Annotated in this window: 12 protein-coding genes; 7 read left to right on the top strand and 5 right to left on the bottom strand. The window is 53.8% G+C overall.

Features of this window, described 5'->3' with window-relative positions; all coding sequences use genetic code 11:
- Nucleotides 1–7 precede the first annotated feature (7 nt).
- Nucleotides 8–901, bottom strand: coding sequence for a beta-glucoside kinase BglK (bglK, locus tag K2184_RS06510; protein ID WP_004104432.1), 894 nt, complete (start codon nt 899–901; stop codon nt 8–10).
- A 265-nt stretch (nt 902–1,166) separates the two neighbouring features.
- Here bglK and purM point away from each other — a divergent pair, with 265 nt between their 5' ends.
- The 4 genes from purM to ppx all read left to right on the top strand — a co-directional run bounded on the left by purM (nt 1,167) and on the right by ppx (nt 6,625).
- On the top strand, nt 1,167–2,204 hold the full coding sequence (gene purM, locus K2184_RS06505; protein WP_004104433.1) for a phosphoribosylformylglycinamidine cyclo-ligase: 1,038 nt from the start codon (nt 1,167–1,169) through the stop codon (nt 2,202–2,204).
- On the top strand, nt 2,201–2,842 hold the full coding sequence (purN, locus tag K2184_RS06500; protein WP_004114390.1) for a phosphoribosylglycinamide formyltransferase: 642 nt from the start codon (nt 2,201–2,203) through the stop codon (nt 2,840–2,842). The genes purM and purN overlap by 4 nt, the downstream gene beginning before the upstream one ends.
- 177 nt (nt 2,843–3,019) lie before the next feature.
- The gene (ppk1, locus tag K2184_RS06495) at nt 3,020–5,080 is read left to right on the top strand and encodes a polyphosphate kinase 1 (RefSeq protein ID WP_004104435.1); all 2,061 of its coding nucleotides are present in this window, start codon (nt 3,020–3,022) and stop codon (nt 5,078–5,080) included.
- 3 nt (nt 5,081–5,083) lie between these two features.
- On the top strand, nt 5,084–6,625 hold the full coding sequence (gene ppx, locus K2184_RS06490; RefSeq protein ID WP_004114392.1) for an exopolyphosphatase: 1,542 nt from the start codon (nt 5,084–5,086) through the stop codon (nt 6,623–6,625).
- Nucleotides 6,626–6,664: 39 nt separating this feature from the next.
- On the opposite strand, the gene K2184_RS06485 is transcribed toward ppx, so the two are convergent.
- Nucleotides 6,665–8,884, bottom strand: a complete 2,220-nt coding sequence (locus tag K2184_RS06485) for a sensor domain-containing phosphodiesterase (RefSeq protein ID WP_023321414.1) — start codon at nt 8,882–8,884, stop codon at nt 6,665–6,667.
- 370 nt (nt 8,885–9,254) lie between these two features.
- Here K2184_RS06485 and K2184_RS06480 point away from each other — a divergent pair, with 370 nt between their 5' ends.
- Nucleotides 9,255–9,446 (top strand): YfgG family protein, encoded by a 192-nt coding sequence (locus K2184_RS06480; RefSeq protein ID WP_004104447.1) that lies wholly within the window; start codon nt 9,255–9,257, stop codon nt 9,444–9,446.
- 13 nt (nt 9,447–9,459) lie between these two features.
- On the opposite strand, the gene K2184_RS06475 is transcribed toward K2184_RS06480, so the two are convergent.
- Both K2184_RS06475 and K2184_RS06470 read right to left on the bottom strand, forming a co-directional pair.
- Nucleotides 9,460–10,356, bottom strand: a complete 897-nt coding sequence (locus K2184_RS06475; RefSeq protein ID WP_004104448.1) for a DMT family transporter — start codon at nt 10,354–10,356, stop codon at nt 9,460–9,462.
- The gene (locus tag K2184_RS06470; protein WP_224226339.1) at nt 10,353–11,168 is read right to left on the bottom strand and encodes an alpha/beta fold hydrolase; all 816 of its coding nucleotides are present in this window, start codon (nt 11,166–11,168) and stop codon (nt 10,353–10,355) included. Before K2184_RS06470 ends, K2184_RS06475 begins: the two co-directional genes overlap by 4 nt.
- A 108-nt stretch (nt 11,169–11,276) precedes the next feature.
- Between K2184_RS06470 and K2184_RS06465 the strand changes: the two genes are divergently transcribed.
- The gene (locus tag K2184_RS06465; RefSeq protein ID WP_004104450.1) at nt 11,277–12,179 is read left to right on the top strand and encodes a LysR substrate-binding domain-containing protein; all 903 of its coding nucleotides are present in this window, start codon (nt 11,277–11,279) and stop codon (nt 12,177–12,179) included.
- On the opposite strand, the gene K2184_RS06460 is transcribed toward K2184_RS06465, so the two are convergent.
- A complete protein-coding gene (locus tag K2184_RS06460) occupies nt 12,170–13,066 on the bottom strand; it encodes a LysR family transcriptional regulator (protein ID WP_016809528.1) in 897 nt (298 codons plus the stop codon). The genes K2184_RS06465 and K2184_RS06460 overlap by 10 nt on opposite strands.
- A 98-nt stretch (nt 13,067–13,164) precedes the next feature.
- Here K2184_RS06460 and K2184_RS06455 point away from each other — a divergent pair, with 98 nt between their 5' ends.
- The gene (locus K2184_RS06455) at nt 13,165–14,349 is read left to right on the top strand and encodes an MFS transporter (RefSeq protein ID WP_023321415.1); all 1,185 of its coding nucleotides are present in this window, start codon (nt 13,165–13,167) and stop codon (nt 14,347–14,349) included.
- The last annotated feature ends 409 nt before the right edge of the window (nt 14,350–14,758 follow it).

Below are 14,758 nucleotides of genomic sequence, written 5' to 3'. Positions count from 1 at the left end.
TCTCTCCCTATGCGCAGTCGCCGCTCTGCGACCGGTGTTGCTGATTGAAATGGTAAACCGCGCCTACCAGCCCGGCATCGTTGCCGTGGCTGACGGTGTCGAGATACTCCGCAATGCCAAACCAGGCCAGATGCTCGCGCAGCAGCGCCAGAAATCCCGGTCGTTCCACAATTCCACCGCCGATCAAAATCGTTTGCGGATCGAATAAGTTAACGAGGTTGTAAAGCCCGGTACCCAGGCCGTTAAAGAACTCAGCGACCAGCCGTCGACAGGTCGCGTCGCCCGCATCGTAGCGGTCAAAAATCTCTTCGCCGGTGACGTCATCCAGCGCTTTGCCGAGATGCTCAGCGTAGCGATGGCGCAGCACGCGCAGCGTGCAGTTTTCGTTCATCGAATAGCGCCGCACATCGCGGGTGCCCGGACGCGCGGTTTGCATATAACCGAATTCGCCGGCGCGGAAACGTGCGCCGTGGACCAACTGGTTATTACAGAAAATCGCCCCGCCGATGCCGGTGCCGATGGTCAGGACCAGGAAGTTGCTCATGTCGGCGGCTTTACCCCGCCAGCGCTCGGCCAGCAGCACGCAGTTAGCATCATTTTCAATGGCGACGGGCAATCGCACCTGCTGCTCAAGCCAGGCCTTGATAGCGAAGTTATCGAACTTACGGATGGCGCCGCCCATTTCGATAAAGCCGGTGTGCGGATTAACGTAGCCGGGAGCGCTGATCGCCACTCCTTTACATTCCGGGTGAGCGGCGATCCACGCCAGCATCGCCTGCAGGATCTGGTCGCCATCGCTGTCGATAAGGGTCTGCTTTCCTTTATCCAGCAGCTCGCCTTCGCGCGTCATTACCCCCATTTTTAACGCCGTGCCACCGATATCGAATGCGGCAATTTTCATCCTCAGCTTTCCTCCAGAATCCATCAAATTCTCGGTTTATCTCGCGTAGCAGCAGGAAAGAAACCGGTTTCAGTGGCATGATGATTATTCCTGAGAACGCTGGCAAGCAGAAGAATGTACCCGGTTTCATTTTCGTGAACGGTATCAAATTTGCGCACTTATCGGCCGTTTTACATCGACTGCAAAGCAGGCTCGCAAACGTTTGCTTTCCCTGTTAGAATTGCGCCGTTTTTTATTGCTACCGCAAACGCGTGGAGACTTCGCAGTGACCGATAAAACCTCTCTCAGCTATAAAGATGCCGGCGTGGATATTGATGCAGGCAACGCTCTCGTCGACCGTATTAAGGGCGTGGTGAAGAAAACTCGCCGCCCGGAAGTGATGGGTGGACTGGGCGGATTCGGCGCGCTGTGCGCGCTGCCGCAGAAGTATCGCGAGCCGGTTCTGGTCTCCGGCACCGACGGCGTCGGCACCAAGCTGCGTCTGGCGATGGACCTGAAGCGCCACGACACTATCGGTATCGACCTGGTCGCCATGTGCGTAAACGACCTCGTGGTTCAGGGCGCCGAGCCGCTGTTCTTCCTTGATTACTACGCGACCGGCAAACTGGATGTTGATACTGCGGCGAGCGTAATCAGCGGCATTGCCGAAGGTTGTCTGCAGTCAGGCTGCGCGCTGGTGGGCGGCGAGACGGCGGAAATGCCGGGCATGTATCACGGAGAAGATTATGACGTGGCTGGTTTCTGCGTCGGCGTGGTAGAAAAGTCAGAAATTATCGACGGCAGCAAAGTAGCCGATGGCGATGTGCTGGTGGCGCTGGCCTCCAGCGGACCGCACTCTAACGGCTACTCTCTGGTACGCAAAATTATCGAAGTCAGCGGCGTTGACCCGCAAACCACCGATCTCAACGGCAAACCGCTGGCTGACCACCTGCTGGCCCCGACCCGCATTTATGTGAAGTCCGTGCTCGACCTGATTGCCAACGTAGACGTGCACGCTATCGCCCATCTGACCGGCGGCGGCTTCTGGGAAAATATCCCGCGCGTCCTGCCGGACAACACCCAGGCGGTCATTGATGAATCTTCCTGGCAGTGGCCGGAAGTGTTCAACTGGCTGCAAACCGCGGGTAACGTCAGCAGCCACGAAATGTATCGCACCTTTAACTGCGGCGTCGGCATGGTAATCGCGCTGCCGGCAGACGCGGCGGATAAGGCGATTGCCTTCCTGAACGACAAAGGTGAAAACGCGTGGAAAATAGGGTATATCAAAGCCTCTGATTCCGAACAGCGTGTGGTCATTGAATGAAAAACATCGTGGTGCTGATTTCCGGCAACGGTAGCAACCTGCAGGCGATTATCGACGCCTGCGCCCGGAAAAAAATCAACGGCACCCTGCGTGCAGTCTTCAGCAACAAGGCCGACGCGTTCGGCCTTGAGCGCGCGCGCGCGGCGAATATTCCGGCTCACGCTCTCGCCGCCAGCCAGTTTGCCAACCGGGAAGCCTTCGATCGCGAGCTGATGCACGAGATCGACGCCTATGCGCCGGATCTGGTAGTACTGGCCGGCTATATGCGTATTCTTAGTCCGGCTTTTGTCGCCCACTATCAGGGGCGGATGCTGAATATCCACCCTTCCCTGCTGCCAAAATATCCGGGGCTGCATACCCATCGCCAGGCGCTGGAAAATGGCGATGAGGAGCACGGGACGTCGGTGCATTTCGTGACCGATGAGCTGGACGGCGGTCCGGTGGTATTGCAGGCAAAGGTGCCGGTTTTCGCTGAAGATACCGAAGACGACATTACCGCCCGCGTACAGGCGCAGGAACACGATATCTATCCCCTGGCTATTAGCTGGTTTGTCGACGGCCGCCTGCGCGCGGAGGGCAACGAAGCCTGGCTTGATGAAGTGAAGCTACCGCCGCAAGGCTACGCTGCCGAAGAGTAACCTCCCGCCCTGCGTTTATCCACGTGGGGCTTTTTTTGATTAAAATCGTTTAACAATCAAATATATTGGAGAAATAATTCTTCTTACTGTCATATTGTTGTGACAGAGTGAATCGCTATGCGGAAAATTTCGTCATAATAGTCTATGTCCTGTGAGTAAAACGGAGTGTGAGCTGTAATGGGCCAGGAAAAGCTATACATCGAAAAAGAACTCAGCTGGTTATCCTTCAACGAGCGCGTACTTCAGGAAGCGGCGGACAAAAGCAATCCGCTGATCGAGCGCATGCGTTTTTTGGGGATTTACTCCAACAACCTCGATGAATTTTACAAAGTGCGCTTTGCCGAACTGAAGCGCCGCATCATCATTAGCGAAGAACAAGGCAGTACCGCACACTCTCGCCATCTGCTGGGAAAAATCCAGGCTCGCGTGCTCAAGGCCGATCAGGAGTTTGACGGTTTATACAATGAGCTGCTGCTGGAGATGGCGCGTAACCAGATTTTCCTGATTAACGAACGCCAGCTCTCCGTCAACCAGCAGTCCTGGCTGCGCAACTACTTCAAGCTGTATCTTCGTCAGCACATTACGCCGATCCTGATTAACCGCGAAACGGATCTGGTGCAGTTTCTGAAGGATGATTACACCTATCTGGCCGTCGAGATTATTCGCGGGGATAGCATCAATTACGCGCTTCTCGAGATTCCATCAGACAAGGTGCCGCGTTTTGTGAATCTGCCGCCGGAAGCGCCGCGCCGTCGCAAGCCAATGATTCTGTTAGACAACATTCTGCGCTATTGTCTGGATGATATCTTCAAGGGCTTTTTCGATTACGATGCGCTGAATGCCTACTCGATGAAAATGACGCGTGATGCCGAATACGATCTGGTGCATGAGATGGAGTCGAGCCTGATGGAGCTGATGTCCTCCAGCCTGAAGCAGCGTCTGACCGCCGAGCCGGTGCGCTTCGTCTATCAGCGCGATATGCCGGACGCGATGGTCGAAATGCTGCGCGACAAGCTCTCCATCTCTAACTACGACTCTATGCTGCCGGGCGGTCGTTACCACAATTTTAAAGACTTTATCGGCTTCCCCAACGTCGGCAAAGCCAATCTGGTGAATAAACCGATGCCGCGTCTGCGCCATCTGTGGTTCGATAAATTCCGTAACGGCTTTGATGCAATTCGCGAACGCGACGTGCTGCTTTATTATCCGTACCACACTTTCGAACACGTGCTTGAGCTGCTGCGCCAGGCCTCTTTCGACCCGAGCGTGCTGGCCATCAAAATCAACATCTACCGCGTAGCGAAAGATTCACGAATCATCGACTCGATGATTCACGCCGCCCACAACGGTAAGAAAGTGACCGTGGTCGTGGAGCTGCAGGCGCGTTTCGATGAAGAAGCCAATATTCACTGGGCTAAACGCCTGACCGAAGCTGGCGTGCACGTTATCTTCTCCGCTCCGGGTCTCAAAATTCACGCCAAGCTGTTCCTGGTTTCGCGTAAAGAGGGTGATGAAGTCGTGCGCTATGCGCACATCGGTACCGGCAACTTCAACGAAAAAACCGCGCGTCTGTACACCGACTATTCGCTGCTGACCGCCGATGCGCGCATCACCAATGAAGTCCGCCGGGTATTTAACTTTATCGAAAACCCCTATCGTCCGGTCAGCTTCGATTACCTGCTGGTATCGCCGCAAAACTCGCGCCGACTGCTTTATGAGATGATCGATCGCGAGATCGCCAACGCGCAAAATAGTCAGCCATCAGGAATCACCCTGAAGCTGAACAATCTGGTCGATAAAGGCCTGGTAGACCGCCTTTACGCCGCCTCCAGCTCAGGCGTTCCGGTTAATTTGCTTATTCGCGGCATGTGCTCGCTGATCCCTGGCCTCGAAGGAATCAGCGAAAATATTCGCGTCATCAGCATTGTTGACCGTTTCCTTGAGCATGACCGCGTTTATTGCTTTGAAAACGGCGGCGATAAGCAGGTTTGGCTATCGTCCGCGGACTGGATGACGCGTAATATTGACTATCGTATTGAAGTGGCCGCGCCGCTGCTGGATCCGCGTCTGAAACAGCGCGTACTCGATATTTTCGATCTCCTCTTCAACGATACGGTCAAAGCACGCTATCTTGATAAAGAACTGAGTAATCGCTACGTGCCGCGCGGCAATCGCCGCAAAGTGCGCGCACAGATGGCGATATACGACTACCTCAAATCACTTGAACAGCCCGATTAACCTATGCCAATAAACGAAAATGCCCCTCGGCCGCAGGAGTTCGCTGCGGTCGACCTCGGTTCGAACAGTTTTCATATGGTGATCGCCCGTGTCGTTGACGGAGCAATGCAGATCATCGGTCGTCTGAAACAGCGCGTACATCTGGCCGACGGCCTGGATGAAAACTCTGTACTGAGCGAAGAGGCTATTGCGCGCGGGCTGAACTGCCTGTCGCTATTCGCCGAGCGCCTGCAGGGTTTTGACCCATCCAGCGTCTGCATCGTCGGCACGCACACGCTGCGCCAGGCGACAAACGCCGCAGAATTCCTCAAGCGCGCGGAGCAGGTCATCCCCTACCCGATTGAAATCATCCCCGGCAATGAAGAAGCGCGTCTGATTTTTATGGGCGTAGAGCATACGCAGCCGGAACGAGGCCGTAAGCTGGTCATCGATATCGGCGGCGGCTCTACCGAGCTGGTTATCGGCGAGGATTTCGAACCTCGCCTGGTGGAAAGCCGCCGTATGGGCTGCGTGAGCTTCTCTCAGGCCTATTTTGCTGGCGGCGTCATCAATAAAGAGAATTTCCAGCGCGCGAGACTTTCAGCCGTGCAGAAGCTGGAAACGCTGGCCTGGCAGTTCCGCATCCAGGGGTGGAACGTGGCCCTGGGCGCGTCCGGCACCATTAAAGCCGCTCACGAAGTGCTGGTGGCGATGGGCGAGAAAGACGGGTTCATCACTCCCGAGCGCCTCGAGATGCTGGTCGAAGAGCTGCTGAAGTATAAAAACTTCGACTCGCTGAGCCTGCCCGGGCTGTCTGAAGATCGAAAAGCCGTTTTTGCGCCCGGTCTGGCTATCCTGTGCGGGGTTTTTGACGCGCTGGCGATTAAAGAGCTGCGCTTGTCCGACGGCGCGCTGCGCGAGGGCGTGCTGTACGAGATGGAAGGACGTTTCCGTCATCAGGATATCCGTAGCCGCACCGCGCAAAGCCTGGCGAACCAGTACAACATCGACCGTGAGCAGGCGCGACGCGTCCTGGAGACCACCACGCATATTTATGAGCAATGGCAGGAGCAGAATCCCAAGCTTGCCAATCCGCATTTGGCGGCGCTGCTGAAATGGGCAACCATGCTCCATGAAGTTGGCTTAAACATTAACCACAGCGGCATGCACCGTCATTCGGCTTATATTCTGCAACATAGCGATCTGCCGGGCTTTAATCAGGAACAGCAAATGCTGATGGCCACCCTGGTTCGCTATCACCGTAAAGCGATTAAGCTGGATGATTTGCCGCGTTTTACGCTGTTTAAGAAAAAGCAGTTTCTGCCGTTGATTCAGCTGCTGCGCCTTGGCGTGCTGTTGAATAACCAGCGCCAGGCGACGACCACGCCGCCGACCCTCACGCTGAAAACCGAGGCCAACCACTGGACGCTGACCTTCCCGCACGACTGGTTTAGCCAGAATGCGCTGGTACTGCTCGATCTGGAAAAAGAGCAGGAGTACTGGGAAGGCGTACCTGACTGGTGGCTAAAAATCAGCGAGGAAGAGAAGCCTGACGCGGCCAGCTAGTTTATCTCACGCGGGCCGGACTTCCGGCCCGTTGTCCTGTCAAGCCATAACCAGCGCCTCAAGCGGCGCTGGTCTGCCAATCTCGTAGCCCTGCATATAGTCAATCCCCAGCGAAATCACCGCCTGGCGAATCTCCGGCGTTTCGACATATTCGGCCACTACCTGCATGTTTCTCATCCGGGCCAGCAGGCAAATGGAAGCAACGGCCTGATAGTCCAGACTGCTGGAGACCAGATTACGAATAAAACTGCCGTCAATTTTCAGCAAATCCGCATTCATCGTTTTCAGCCGCGCGTAGCTGGCATAACCGGTGCCAAAATCATCAATTGCCACCCGGCATCCCAGCTCCTGAAGCTGCGCCAGGGTTTTACGCGCCTGTTCCGGATTTGTCAGTGAATGGTTTTCAGTCAGCTCAAAAATAATCTGCCAGGGCTCAATGTCGTAATGCTCCAGCAGCGCTTGCACCTGTTGATGAAAATGGCTGTTGCTCACTGAAAAAGGTGAGATATTTATCGCCAGACGCATTCCCGGCAGCTTCTTGCGCTGCTTGTCCATAAACATAAGCGTATGTTCGAGTACCCAGCTATCAATACGCGCCGAGAAGCCAAACTCGTGTGCTACCGGTAAAAAGATATCCGGCATGACGATTTCATCATTGTCGTTCAACATCCTGAGCAGGACTTCGTGGTAGCTATCCCCGCGGATGCCGACAATCGGCTGCGCCATCAGGAGGAACCGATCCTGATCAAGCGCCTTCACCAGCTGATTCATTATCGCGACTTTGTCTTTCAGCTCTTGCTGCAGATTGATGGCGCCGCGGCGCTGTAAGTTTTCAGGGCTTCCGGTCGCCAGAGAAAGGTCGGCCGCGCTGTTGAGTTCGCCAAGCAGCAAATGCAGATGCATCACCGGCGAGCGAACGTTGCAATAGCTGAATCCCACGGGCGGCTGCAGCGGCATACCATTCCAGACAAAACGAAATTTTTTGAGGTGCTCATAGAGCTGGGGAATGCGCTGCTGATGGCCTTCACTGTTCAGATGAACCACCAGCTCATGCCCTGCCATCTGGTAGATATCCTCCCCAGGGCGCAGTAACTCGCTGAGCGACTCGGCCAGCAGCTGCTTGTACTGAATACGCAACAGAACACCGTAGTGGCGGCCCAATATTTCCAGTTCAGGAATGCGCAGGAAACACAGCACGGACCATGAGGATTTATTTAACGCCCGACTCAGCGCCCGGATATTAGGCAAGCGTACGACCGGATCGATGAAGGCCATCCGACGCATGCGCGAGTAAAAAACTCGCTGCTGCGTCGCCAGCATTGCCATATAGGCGATAATAAATGAAAATACCAGATAGCTGGAGGAGGTGATCGCCAGCTGATTGTTATAAATCGGGGAGTGCGGGAGATATTGATAGTGAAAGTGAATAATAATAATTAAAACAAGTGACCAGACTAATGAAATAAAGCGATAGCCAAAGCGCATCGCCCCCCATAACATCACCGGCATCAGCAAGGATAACGTATAATTTGTACTGAATATGGTGCTCGTACTATTCAGCGGCATCAATAGAAGGAATAATAGAATTATCAGCACCGCTACCCATATAACAAATTCAAAGCGCTTTATTTTTGGGTCGATCTGTAAGCGAATTTGCGATATAAACCCGCGGATATAAAGCGGATTGCGGATAGTTCGAATAACGAAGTAGCACAACGGCACGCCGGTTAAACATCCCGCCATCAGGGCCTGGAAGGTGATAAGCGAACGCAAACTTAAGGGATTGACCCCTATCAACCCGGTAGCGCGTGGATGAATGCCCAGATACTCGGCCAGCTGCGACAGGATAAGAAAGATCAGGGACGGCAACAGCATCTGCCAGAACAATCGCTGAGGCATCAGACTTACGTTGCCATGCGAGATTTGCTGCCTTCGCGGGACAAAAACGCGATAACCGCCCCAGCATAAAACGGTCGGAATAAGAAAATGGAAAATGACGCCGATAGTATCTTCCAGCGACATGCCGCGCGTAATGGAAAGCAACAACCCGAGAACGATCCCCGGTAATGCGGCCCAGCCGAAAAACAGCATCAGGCTCAGTACTAGCGCCAGGGGTAAATAGTAAAGAGAGACTTCATTACCATCCAGCAACGCAACGGTATTAGCCCATCGTGACACGGGAAGCAAACATACAGGTAAGATAAGCGGTAGCGCCCACCATTTATCCCGATATTGCCTGTAAAGTTTAATTAAGTTCATAGATGCTCTACGGATAACCCTAAATCCTGCAGGGTGTATTCAGGCAGGCATCCAACCAACCGTCATAATCGCGCCAGGAATAACAACGCGGAACTGGCTGGTGATTTTAGTTATCGCTGCGAACAGACGATTGATATAAATCAAGAAATCACGTAGCTGATATTAATAATACCGTTTTTTTAACATTCATCCGCCATAAGCAGAAAGCATGTAAATACGAGGATTATCTTATATAACATTAATTAATGTTTTGCCTGCGGGATTTTTACATCCTCATCAATTGACCCTTCCGCTTTCCTGTGCCTTAATACGCACATCGCCCAGCCTTTGGGTATACTTTAAGGAACCTTTTGTGAGTCAGGCACCCAGTATGCGTAAACGACATCGATTTAACCGTCGCATGACCCGTATCGTACTGCTTATCAGCTTTATCTTCTTCTTTGGACGCTTTGTCTACTCCTCTATCGGTGCCTGGTACCATCATCAGGACAAAAAGCAATCACAGCAATCCACTATCACCGTTGAGCCTTCGGATTCAGCAAAAGCGCCTGAGCAAAAATAAACGCTCAAAAAGACTAATGCCGAAGCACAACCAGCACACCAGCCATCACTAACAATGTGCCCGCTATTTGTGCCAGCGAAATGGGTTCTCCCAGTAACCACCAGCTAAAGAATACTGTTAGCATTGGTCCCAGAAGGCCGATCAGCACGGCGCGTTCCGCACCAATGCGCTGCACGGCCGCCGACTGCCAGAAGATCGGTAATACGGTTGAGAAGAGCGCCATCGCGCCACACCATAGATATACCTGCCACGGCAGGTTAAGCGCGGATAACGGTTGAGCAAGATAAAAATGGGTTTGCGTGGCAAGAGATGAAACCAGCAGGGCAAGAACCGAGAACTTCATCGACCCCATACGCCGGATTGCCACCTCTGACCCGGCATTATAAATGGCATACAGTAAGGCCGCAGCGGCGATCAGACCACCACCGAGCACCAGGCTGTGCATATCACCGCTAATCTGCAGATCGTGGACAAACGCCAGCAAAATTCCCGACCAGGAGAGCGCTAAGGCCAGGAGTACCTTTTTTTCGAAACGCTTACCCAAAAACAGGACGCCAATCAGAATAGTGAGCGCCGGGTAGGTAAATAAGATCAGCCGCTCAAGCCCGGCGGTAATATAGCGCAGGCCCATAAAATCCAGGATCGCCGAACCGTAATACCCCACTATTCCCAGCAGCAGTAGCAGCAGATAATCACGACGCTGCAGTGGTACACCGCTACGCAGCACCCGTAGAGCAACCAGGATAACGAAAGGTAACGACAGGGTCATCCGCAGCATGAGTAAAGTAATGGCATCTACCGTTGCCTGCTCGTAGGCAAGCTTGACGAATATTGCCTTAAACGAGAAACCAAAAGCCGCGCAGACGGAAAATAGCACGCCGATCAGCTGTGAAGATGACGCTTTATTCATCGTGAGGCCTGCTGCAATAAAGCTATCTGTCGCCACATCTCCGGCGAGTTTGAATACATAGGGAAATGCCCGCAATGCGGAATTTCCGCCAACTTTACACCACGGCGGGCAATAGAAGATAAATAGCTTAGCCCGGCATTCTGGTCGCCGTACATAAACATTTTTGGACACGGTAAATTAAGGAATTTCGCCATTAGCTCACCGTGGTCAGAATAATCCACCATCGAAGAGAAAATCCCCGGCACCGCCTCAGCGCGAACCTTTTGCGGCAGGCTGCTGGCATAGAGCGCGCTGGCCCAGGCTGGCGATTGGCGAGTGCGTTCAATAAAGCGCGCGAAGAAACGTTCCGCGTCCGGCTCAGCATATTGCACAATTTGCCGGCTCAAAAAGCAGTCTTCCGGCGCGATATTGCCCTCAATATTCACAAAACTTAGCACTCGCTCGGGGAAAGCGTGCGCCAGCAGAAGCGATGTTAATCCTCCCATTGAATGCCCGACCAGGTGAAAGCGCGTAAACCCCGCGTGGGAAATCACCTTCAGCGCCGTCTCAAGCAGAAAGGGTAACCCCATCTTGCTGTAATCAGCGCATTGGCTCTCACCACAACCCGGTGCATCCCAGGCAATAAACGGCTGCCCCTCAAAGGCTCGATGGCGCACGAAATCAGCGTAATCCTCTTTGCTGGAGCCAAAACCGTGAAGAAAGACGACCGGCTCCCCCGTTCCTTCACGGCTAATGGACGCGATATCAAGCCCGATGCCCTGCACCGTCATTGGCAAGCGCTGCCATGTCAACTCCGGCTGTATTTTCATCATATCCTCATTGCTTATCATTCCTGGGCTGGAATCATAACCAGCTATGTTGATATGTAAATTCTTATAAAATAAACTCTGTGATACTAAATAAGTAACAGAATATCTCTCATGAGCAATATTGATTTTCGTCGTATTAAGCAGCTGTGGATGTTTCTCGCAGTAGCGGAAGAGGAACACTTTGGCCGCGCGGCGCTGCGCCTCGGGATGTCGCAACCGCCGCTAACGGAACAAATCAAGCTCCTGGAGCACGGGCTGAAACTCCAGCTGTTCGAGCGTTCGCGGCGCGGGACCCGCCTGAGTCCGGCCGGAGCCGCACTCCTGCCCGCGGTACGCCAGTTCGCCGACCAGCTCAGCCAGTTGGGCAGAACCGTCGATGAAATCGCCGCAGGCCACTCGGCGGTATTGAATATCGGGGCGATAACCTCGGCCATGCTGGAGACCTTACCCCCACTGCTTGAGGAGCTTAAGCGCGCTACGCCCGGGCTAACAATATTTATCCGGGAAATCGATAGTGTCGATGCGATCCCCGCACTGGAGAACGGTGAACTGGATCTGGCTTTTGTGCGCCTGGAAGGTGAGACCGAAGGCCACATCACGACTTTGCCGCTGGAAGAGTCACGCCTGGCTGTCGCGCTACCGGTCGATCATCCGCTGGCCTTACAGCATCGCGTCAGCCTGCGCGCGCTGGCAAAGGAGCCGATGGTAATGTCTGCTCGCCAGGTCAGCCCGGCCTGGTTTGATCTCCTCACCTCGCTGTGTCGCACCCACGGTTTTACTCCCCGCATTCTGCATGAGGTCCGCTCGGTAAGTTCACAAATTGCGTTCGTCAGCTGCGGCCAGGGCATCGCGCTGGTTCCCGCCTCCACCCGCAAACTGGCGCCGGCTAATGTGGTGATAAAGGCCCTGGAAGAGAAGCAGATGGTTGTTACCGCGGCGGCGGCGTGGAACAGCGAGCGTCACCACCCGCTGGTTGATTCAGCCATTGCTTTATTGAAAACACGCTACGCCTGACCATTCTCCAACTTCTGCAGTAAACGCAGGATCTCAGCAATACCTTTGCTGATAATTTTATCCTGCCGCATGATTATGCCTAACTGACGATGCAGCAGCGGAGTCAGTGATTGAACATTTAAGCCAATACGATCCTGCGGATGCTCTACCGCCATTCTCGGCACAATGCTGAACCCCAACCCCGCACGTACCATGCGCTTAATCGCCTCAATGCTGCCTAACTGCATGACTGGCGCTATCGCCCGCCCATCGGCAAGAAACCAGCCATCGATCAGATCCCGGGTTCCGCTTCCCGATTCAAAAGCGATTAGCGGTAATGATTGCAGAATCTCTGGCGTCAGCGACCACGGTAACTCATCCTGCCCATCGCTGAAAATACACACAAACTCCTCCTCTAACACCGGCATAACCGCCAGACTGCGTCCATTCGCCGGTAGCGTACAAAGCCCAAGGTCGAGCCGATTCTCTTCAATAGCCCGAACCACCTCAAGCGTATTGCCAACCGTGACCCTCACCGTCAATAAAGGATGCTCATGATGTAGCTTCTGCAGTAACGGAGGTAGCAGATGAATACAGGCGGTTGCTCCGGATCCCAGCGTTACCGAGCCGCTGATTTCACGATTGAATTCACTCACCGATTGCACCGCCGCGCCCACCGCCTGTTCAATCCGATCGCTGTGGGCCAGCAGGGCGATACCGGCCGCCGTCGCTTTAATTCCCCGCCCGGTGCGCTCAAGCAGCCTGGTTTGTAGAAACTGTTCCAGCTGACGTACCTGCAGGCTGACCGCAGGCTGCGACAATCCCAGTACGTCTGCCGCAGCGGAGAAGCTCCCGCGCTGTACGACCAGGCGGAACGTCGCCAGATTTCCCAGATTGAGCGTCATCATCACAAAGTTTCTCTTATAAGGGTCATAAACGGACCGGCCTGCCTGCACAATAGCGCGCAAGGTATGCTGCCGACAACAGCGTAACTGAATGGAAAATCATGAATACACCTGCGAACTCGCACTCCGCGCCGGGCTTTATCACGCTGGCCGCCGGGTGCAATCAGCTGATTAACTGGGGAATCTCGTTTTATATGCCCGGCACTTTTGCCAGGGCTATCGCTCAGGAGACCGGCTGGACCGCCACGGAAATCTATTTCGGACTGACCCTCGCCATGCTCATGATGGCGACGCTTTCTCCGTTTATCGCCCGGCTTCTTGCCCGCTTTGGCGGCCAGCGAATAGTGATTACCGGTACGCTGGCGATTTCAGCGGGGTGTCTGCTGATGGCTTACGTCCATAGCCTGACGGGCTGGTTCGCCGCCTGGCTTCTTACCGGCATCGGTATGCGGCTGGCGCTGTACGACGCGCTGTTCGCGGCGCTGGTGAATCTTTACGGGCAGCGTGCCAGGTTGACCATATCGCGCGTGACGCTGGCCGGAGGATTAGCCTCGGCCCTGTTCTGGCCGCTTGGCGCCTGGCTGCTGACGCGGATGGACTGGCGGCACGCGCTGCTGGTCTACGCCCTGTTTGGCCTGCTTAGCGCTCTTCTGTTGTGGAAAATGCCGAATACCAAATTACCGTTGCCGGTAAGGGTGAAAAAAAACCAGCAGCAGTCAAAGCATGATAGACGTCCGGCCCTGCTGTACGCGTCGTTGATTGCGCTGGTTACCTTTGTATCCAACGGCACGTCAACGCATCTTCCCGAGTTCATCGCCAGCGTTGGGCTCCCTGTCGCGGTGGGAATGCTATGGGGAATTGGACAAACCGGCGCGCGCTTTCTCGAAGTGGCATCCGGCTACGCGCTCACACCGCTGCGGCTAACGATATTGACGACCTCGCTGATGCCGCTCTGCTTTGCGCTTGGACTGAGCGGCGCTTTTCTGTCGTGGGCAGCCGGCGGATTTGTACTGGGTTACGGCGCGATCAACGGCCTGACCACCGTGTTTAAGGCCACTTTACCGCTGCAGCTCTTTGCCGCCGAGGATTATGCCCGGCTAACCGGCATTCTGTTGATTCCCGCGCAACTGCTGGCCGCCATATCGCCGTTTGCCTACGCATGGATTAATCATTATCTTGGGATGTCAGGCTGCTTAGCGGTCTCTGCCGCTCTGTCCCTGGTGGTAGCAGGGTTAGCAATAATGATTGCTATCAATCAATACAGACTAACAGCGACCATTCGGTAAGCTGAATTGACGGGAAATGGCGCCAATAAACCAGAGACTCTTACTTAACCACAGGATTAAATTTGTCTATAACGTCCCCTCTGCCATCTCTCTTAAAAAAAGGTCAACGTGGAATCGCCAATAGAGATTAAAAAATCAGCAGAATAAAACTATATAAGATTACAAGGAAGGTATTATATATTTATTCTGCTAAAAAAAATCTAAAATCCGCCGCCCAGAAGATAGCCCCCTCAGGCTAATGCGAAAAAATAAAAAACCGATGTTACATATAGTAATTAAATCTGATTTTATTGTAGCCAATTACTCCACAAACTATTAAGGCAAAATAAAAACAATTTAGTATCAATAAGTTACAGTGAATCAAAAAAACAACCACTCCGGTAATTCAATATCCCTGTCTCTAAACCTG

The sequence above is a fragment of the Klebsiella sp. K5-306 genome (assembly GCF_051835185.1).
Taxonomy (GTDB): Bacteria; Pseudomonadota; Gammaproteobacteria; order Enterobacterales; family Enterobacteriaceae; genus Klebsiella; species Klebsiella oxytoca.
Note: the sequence above shows the minus strand (reverse complement) of the source record. Positions and strands in the feature narration are given on the sequence as shown.

Bases quoted from the DNA above. Each gene is read 5' to 3' on its own strand.
- bglK (WP_004104432.1), bottom strand. From the start codon at position 901: ATGAAAATTGCCGCATTCGATATCGGTGGCACGGCGTTAAAAATGGGG.
- purN (WP_004114390.1), top strand. From the start codon at position 2,201: ATGAAAAACATCGTGGTGCTGATTTCCGGCAACGGTAGCAACCTGCAG.
- ppk1 (WP_004104435.1), top strand. From the start codon at position 3,020: ATGGGCCAGGAAAAGCTATACATCGAAAAAGAACTCAGCTGGTTATCC.
- ppx (WP_004114392.1), top strand. From the start codon at position 5,084: ATGCCAATAAACGAAAATGCCCCTCGGCCGCAGGAGTTCGCTGCGGTC.
- K2184_RS06485 (WP_023321414.1), bottom strand. From the start codon at position 8,884: ATGAACTTAATTAAACTTTACAGGCAATATCGGGATAAATGGTGGGCG.
- K2184_RS06480 (WP_004104447.1), top strand. From the start codon at position 9,255: ATGCGTAAACGACATCGATTTAACCGTCGCATGACCCGTATCGTACTG.
- K2184_RS06475 (WP_004104448.1), bottom strand. From the start codon at position 10,356: ATGAATAAAGCGTCATCTTCACAGCTGATCGGCGTGCTATTTTCCGTC.
- K2184_RS06470 (WP_224226339.1), bottom strand. From the start codon at position 11,168: ATGATGAAAATACAGCCGGAGTTGACATGGCAGCGCTTGCCAATGACG.
- K2184_RS06465 (WP_004104450.1), top strand. From the start codon at position 11,277: ATGAGCAATATTGATTTTCGTCGTATTAAGCAGCTGTGGATGTTTCTC.
- K2184_RS06460 (WP_016809528.1), bottom strand. From the start codon at position 13,066: ATGATGACGCTCAATCTGGGAAATCTGGCGACGTTCCGCCTGGTCGTA.
- K2184_RS06455 (WP_023321415.1), top strand. From the start codon at position 13,165: ATGAATACACCTGCGAACTCGCACTCCGCGCCGGGCTTTATCACGCTG.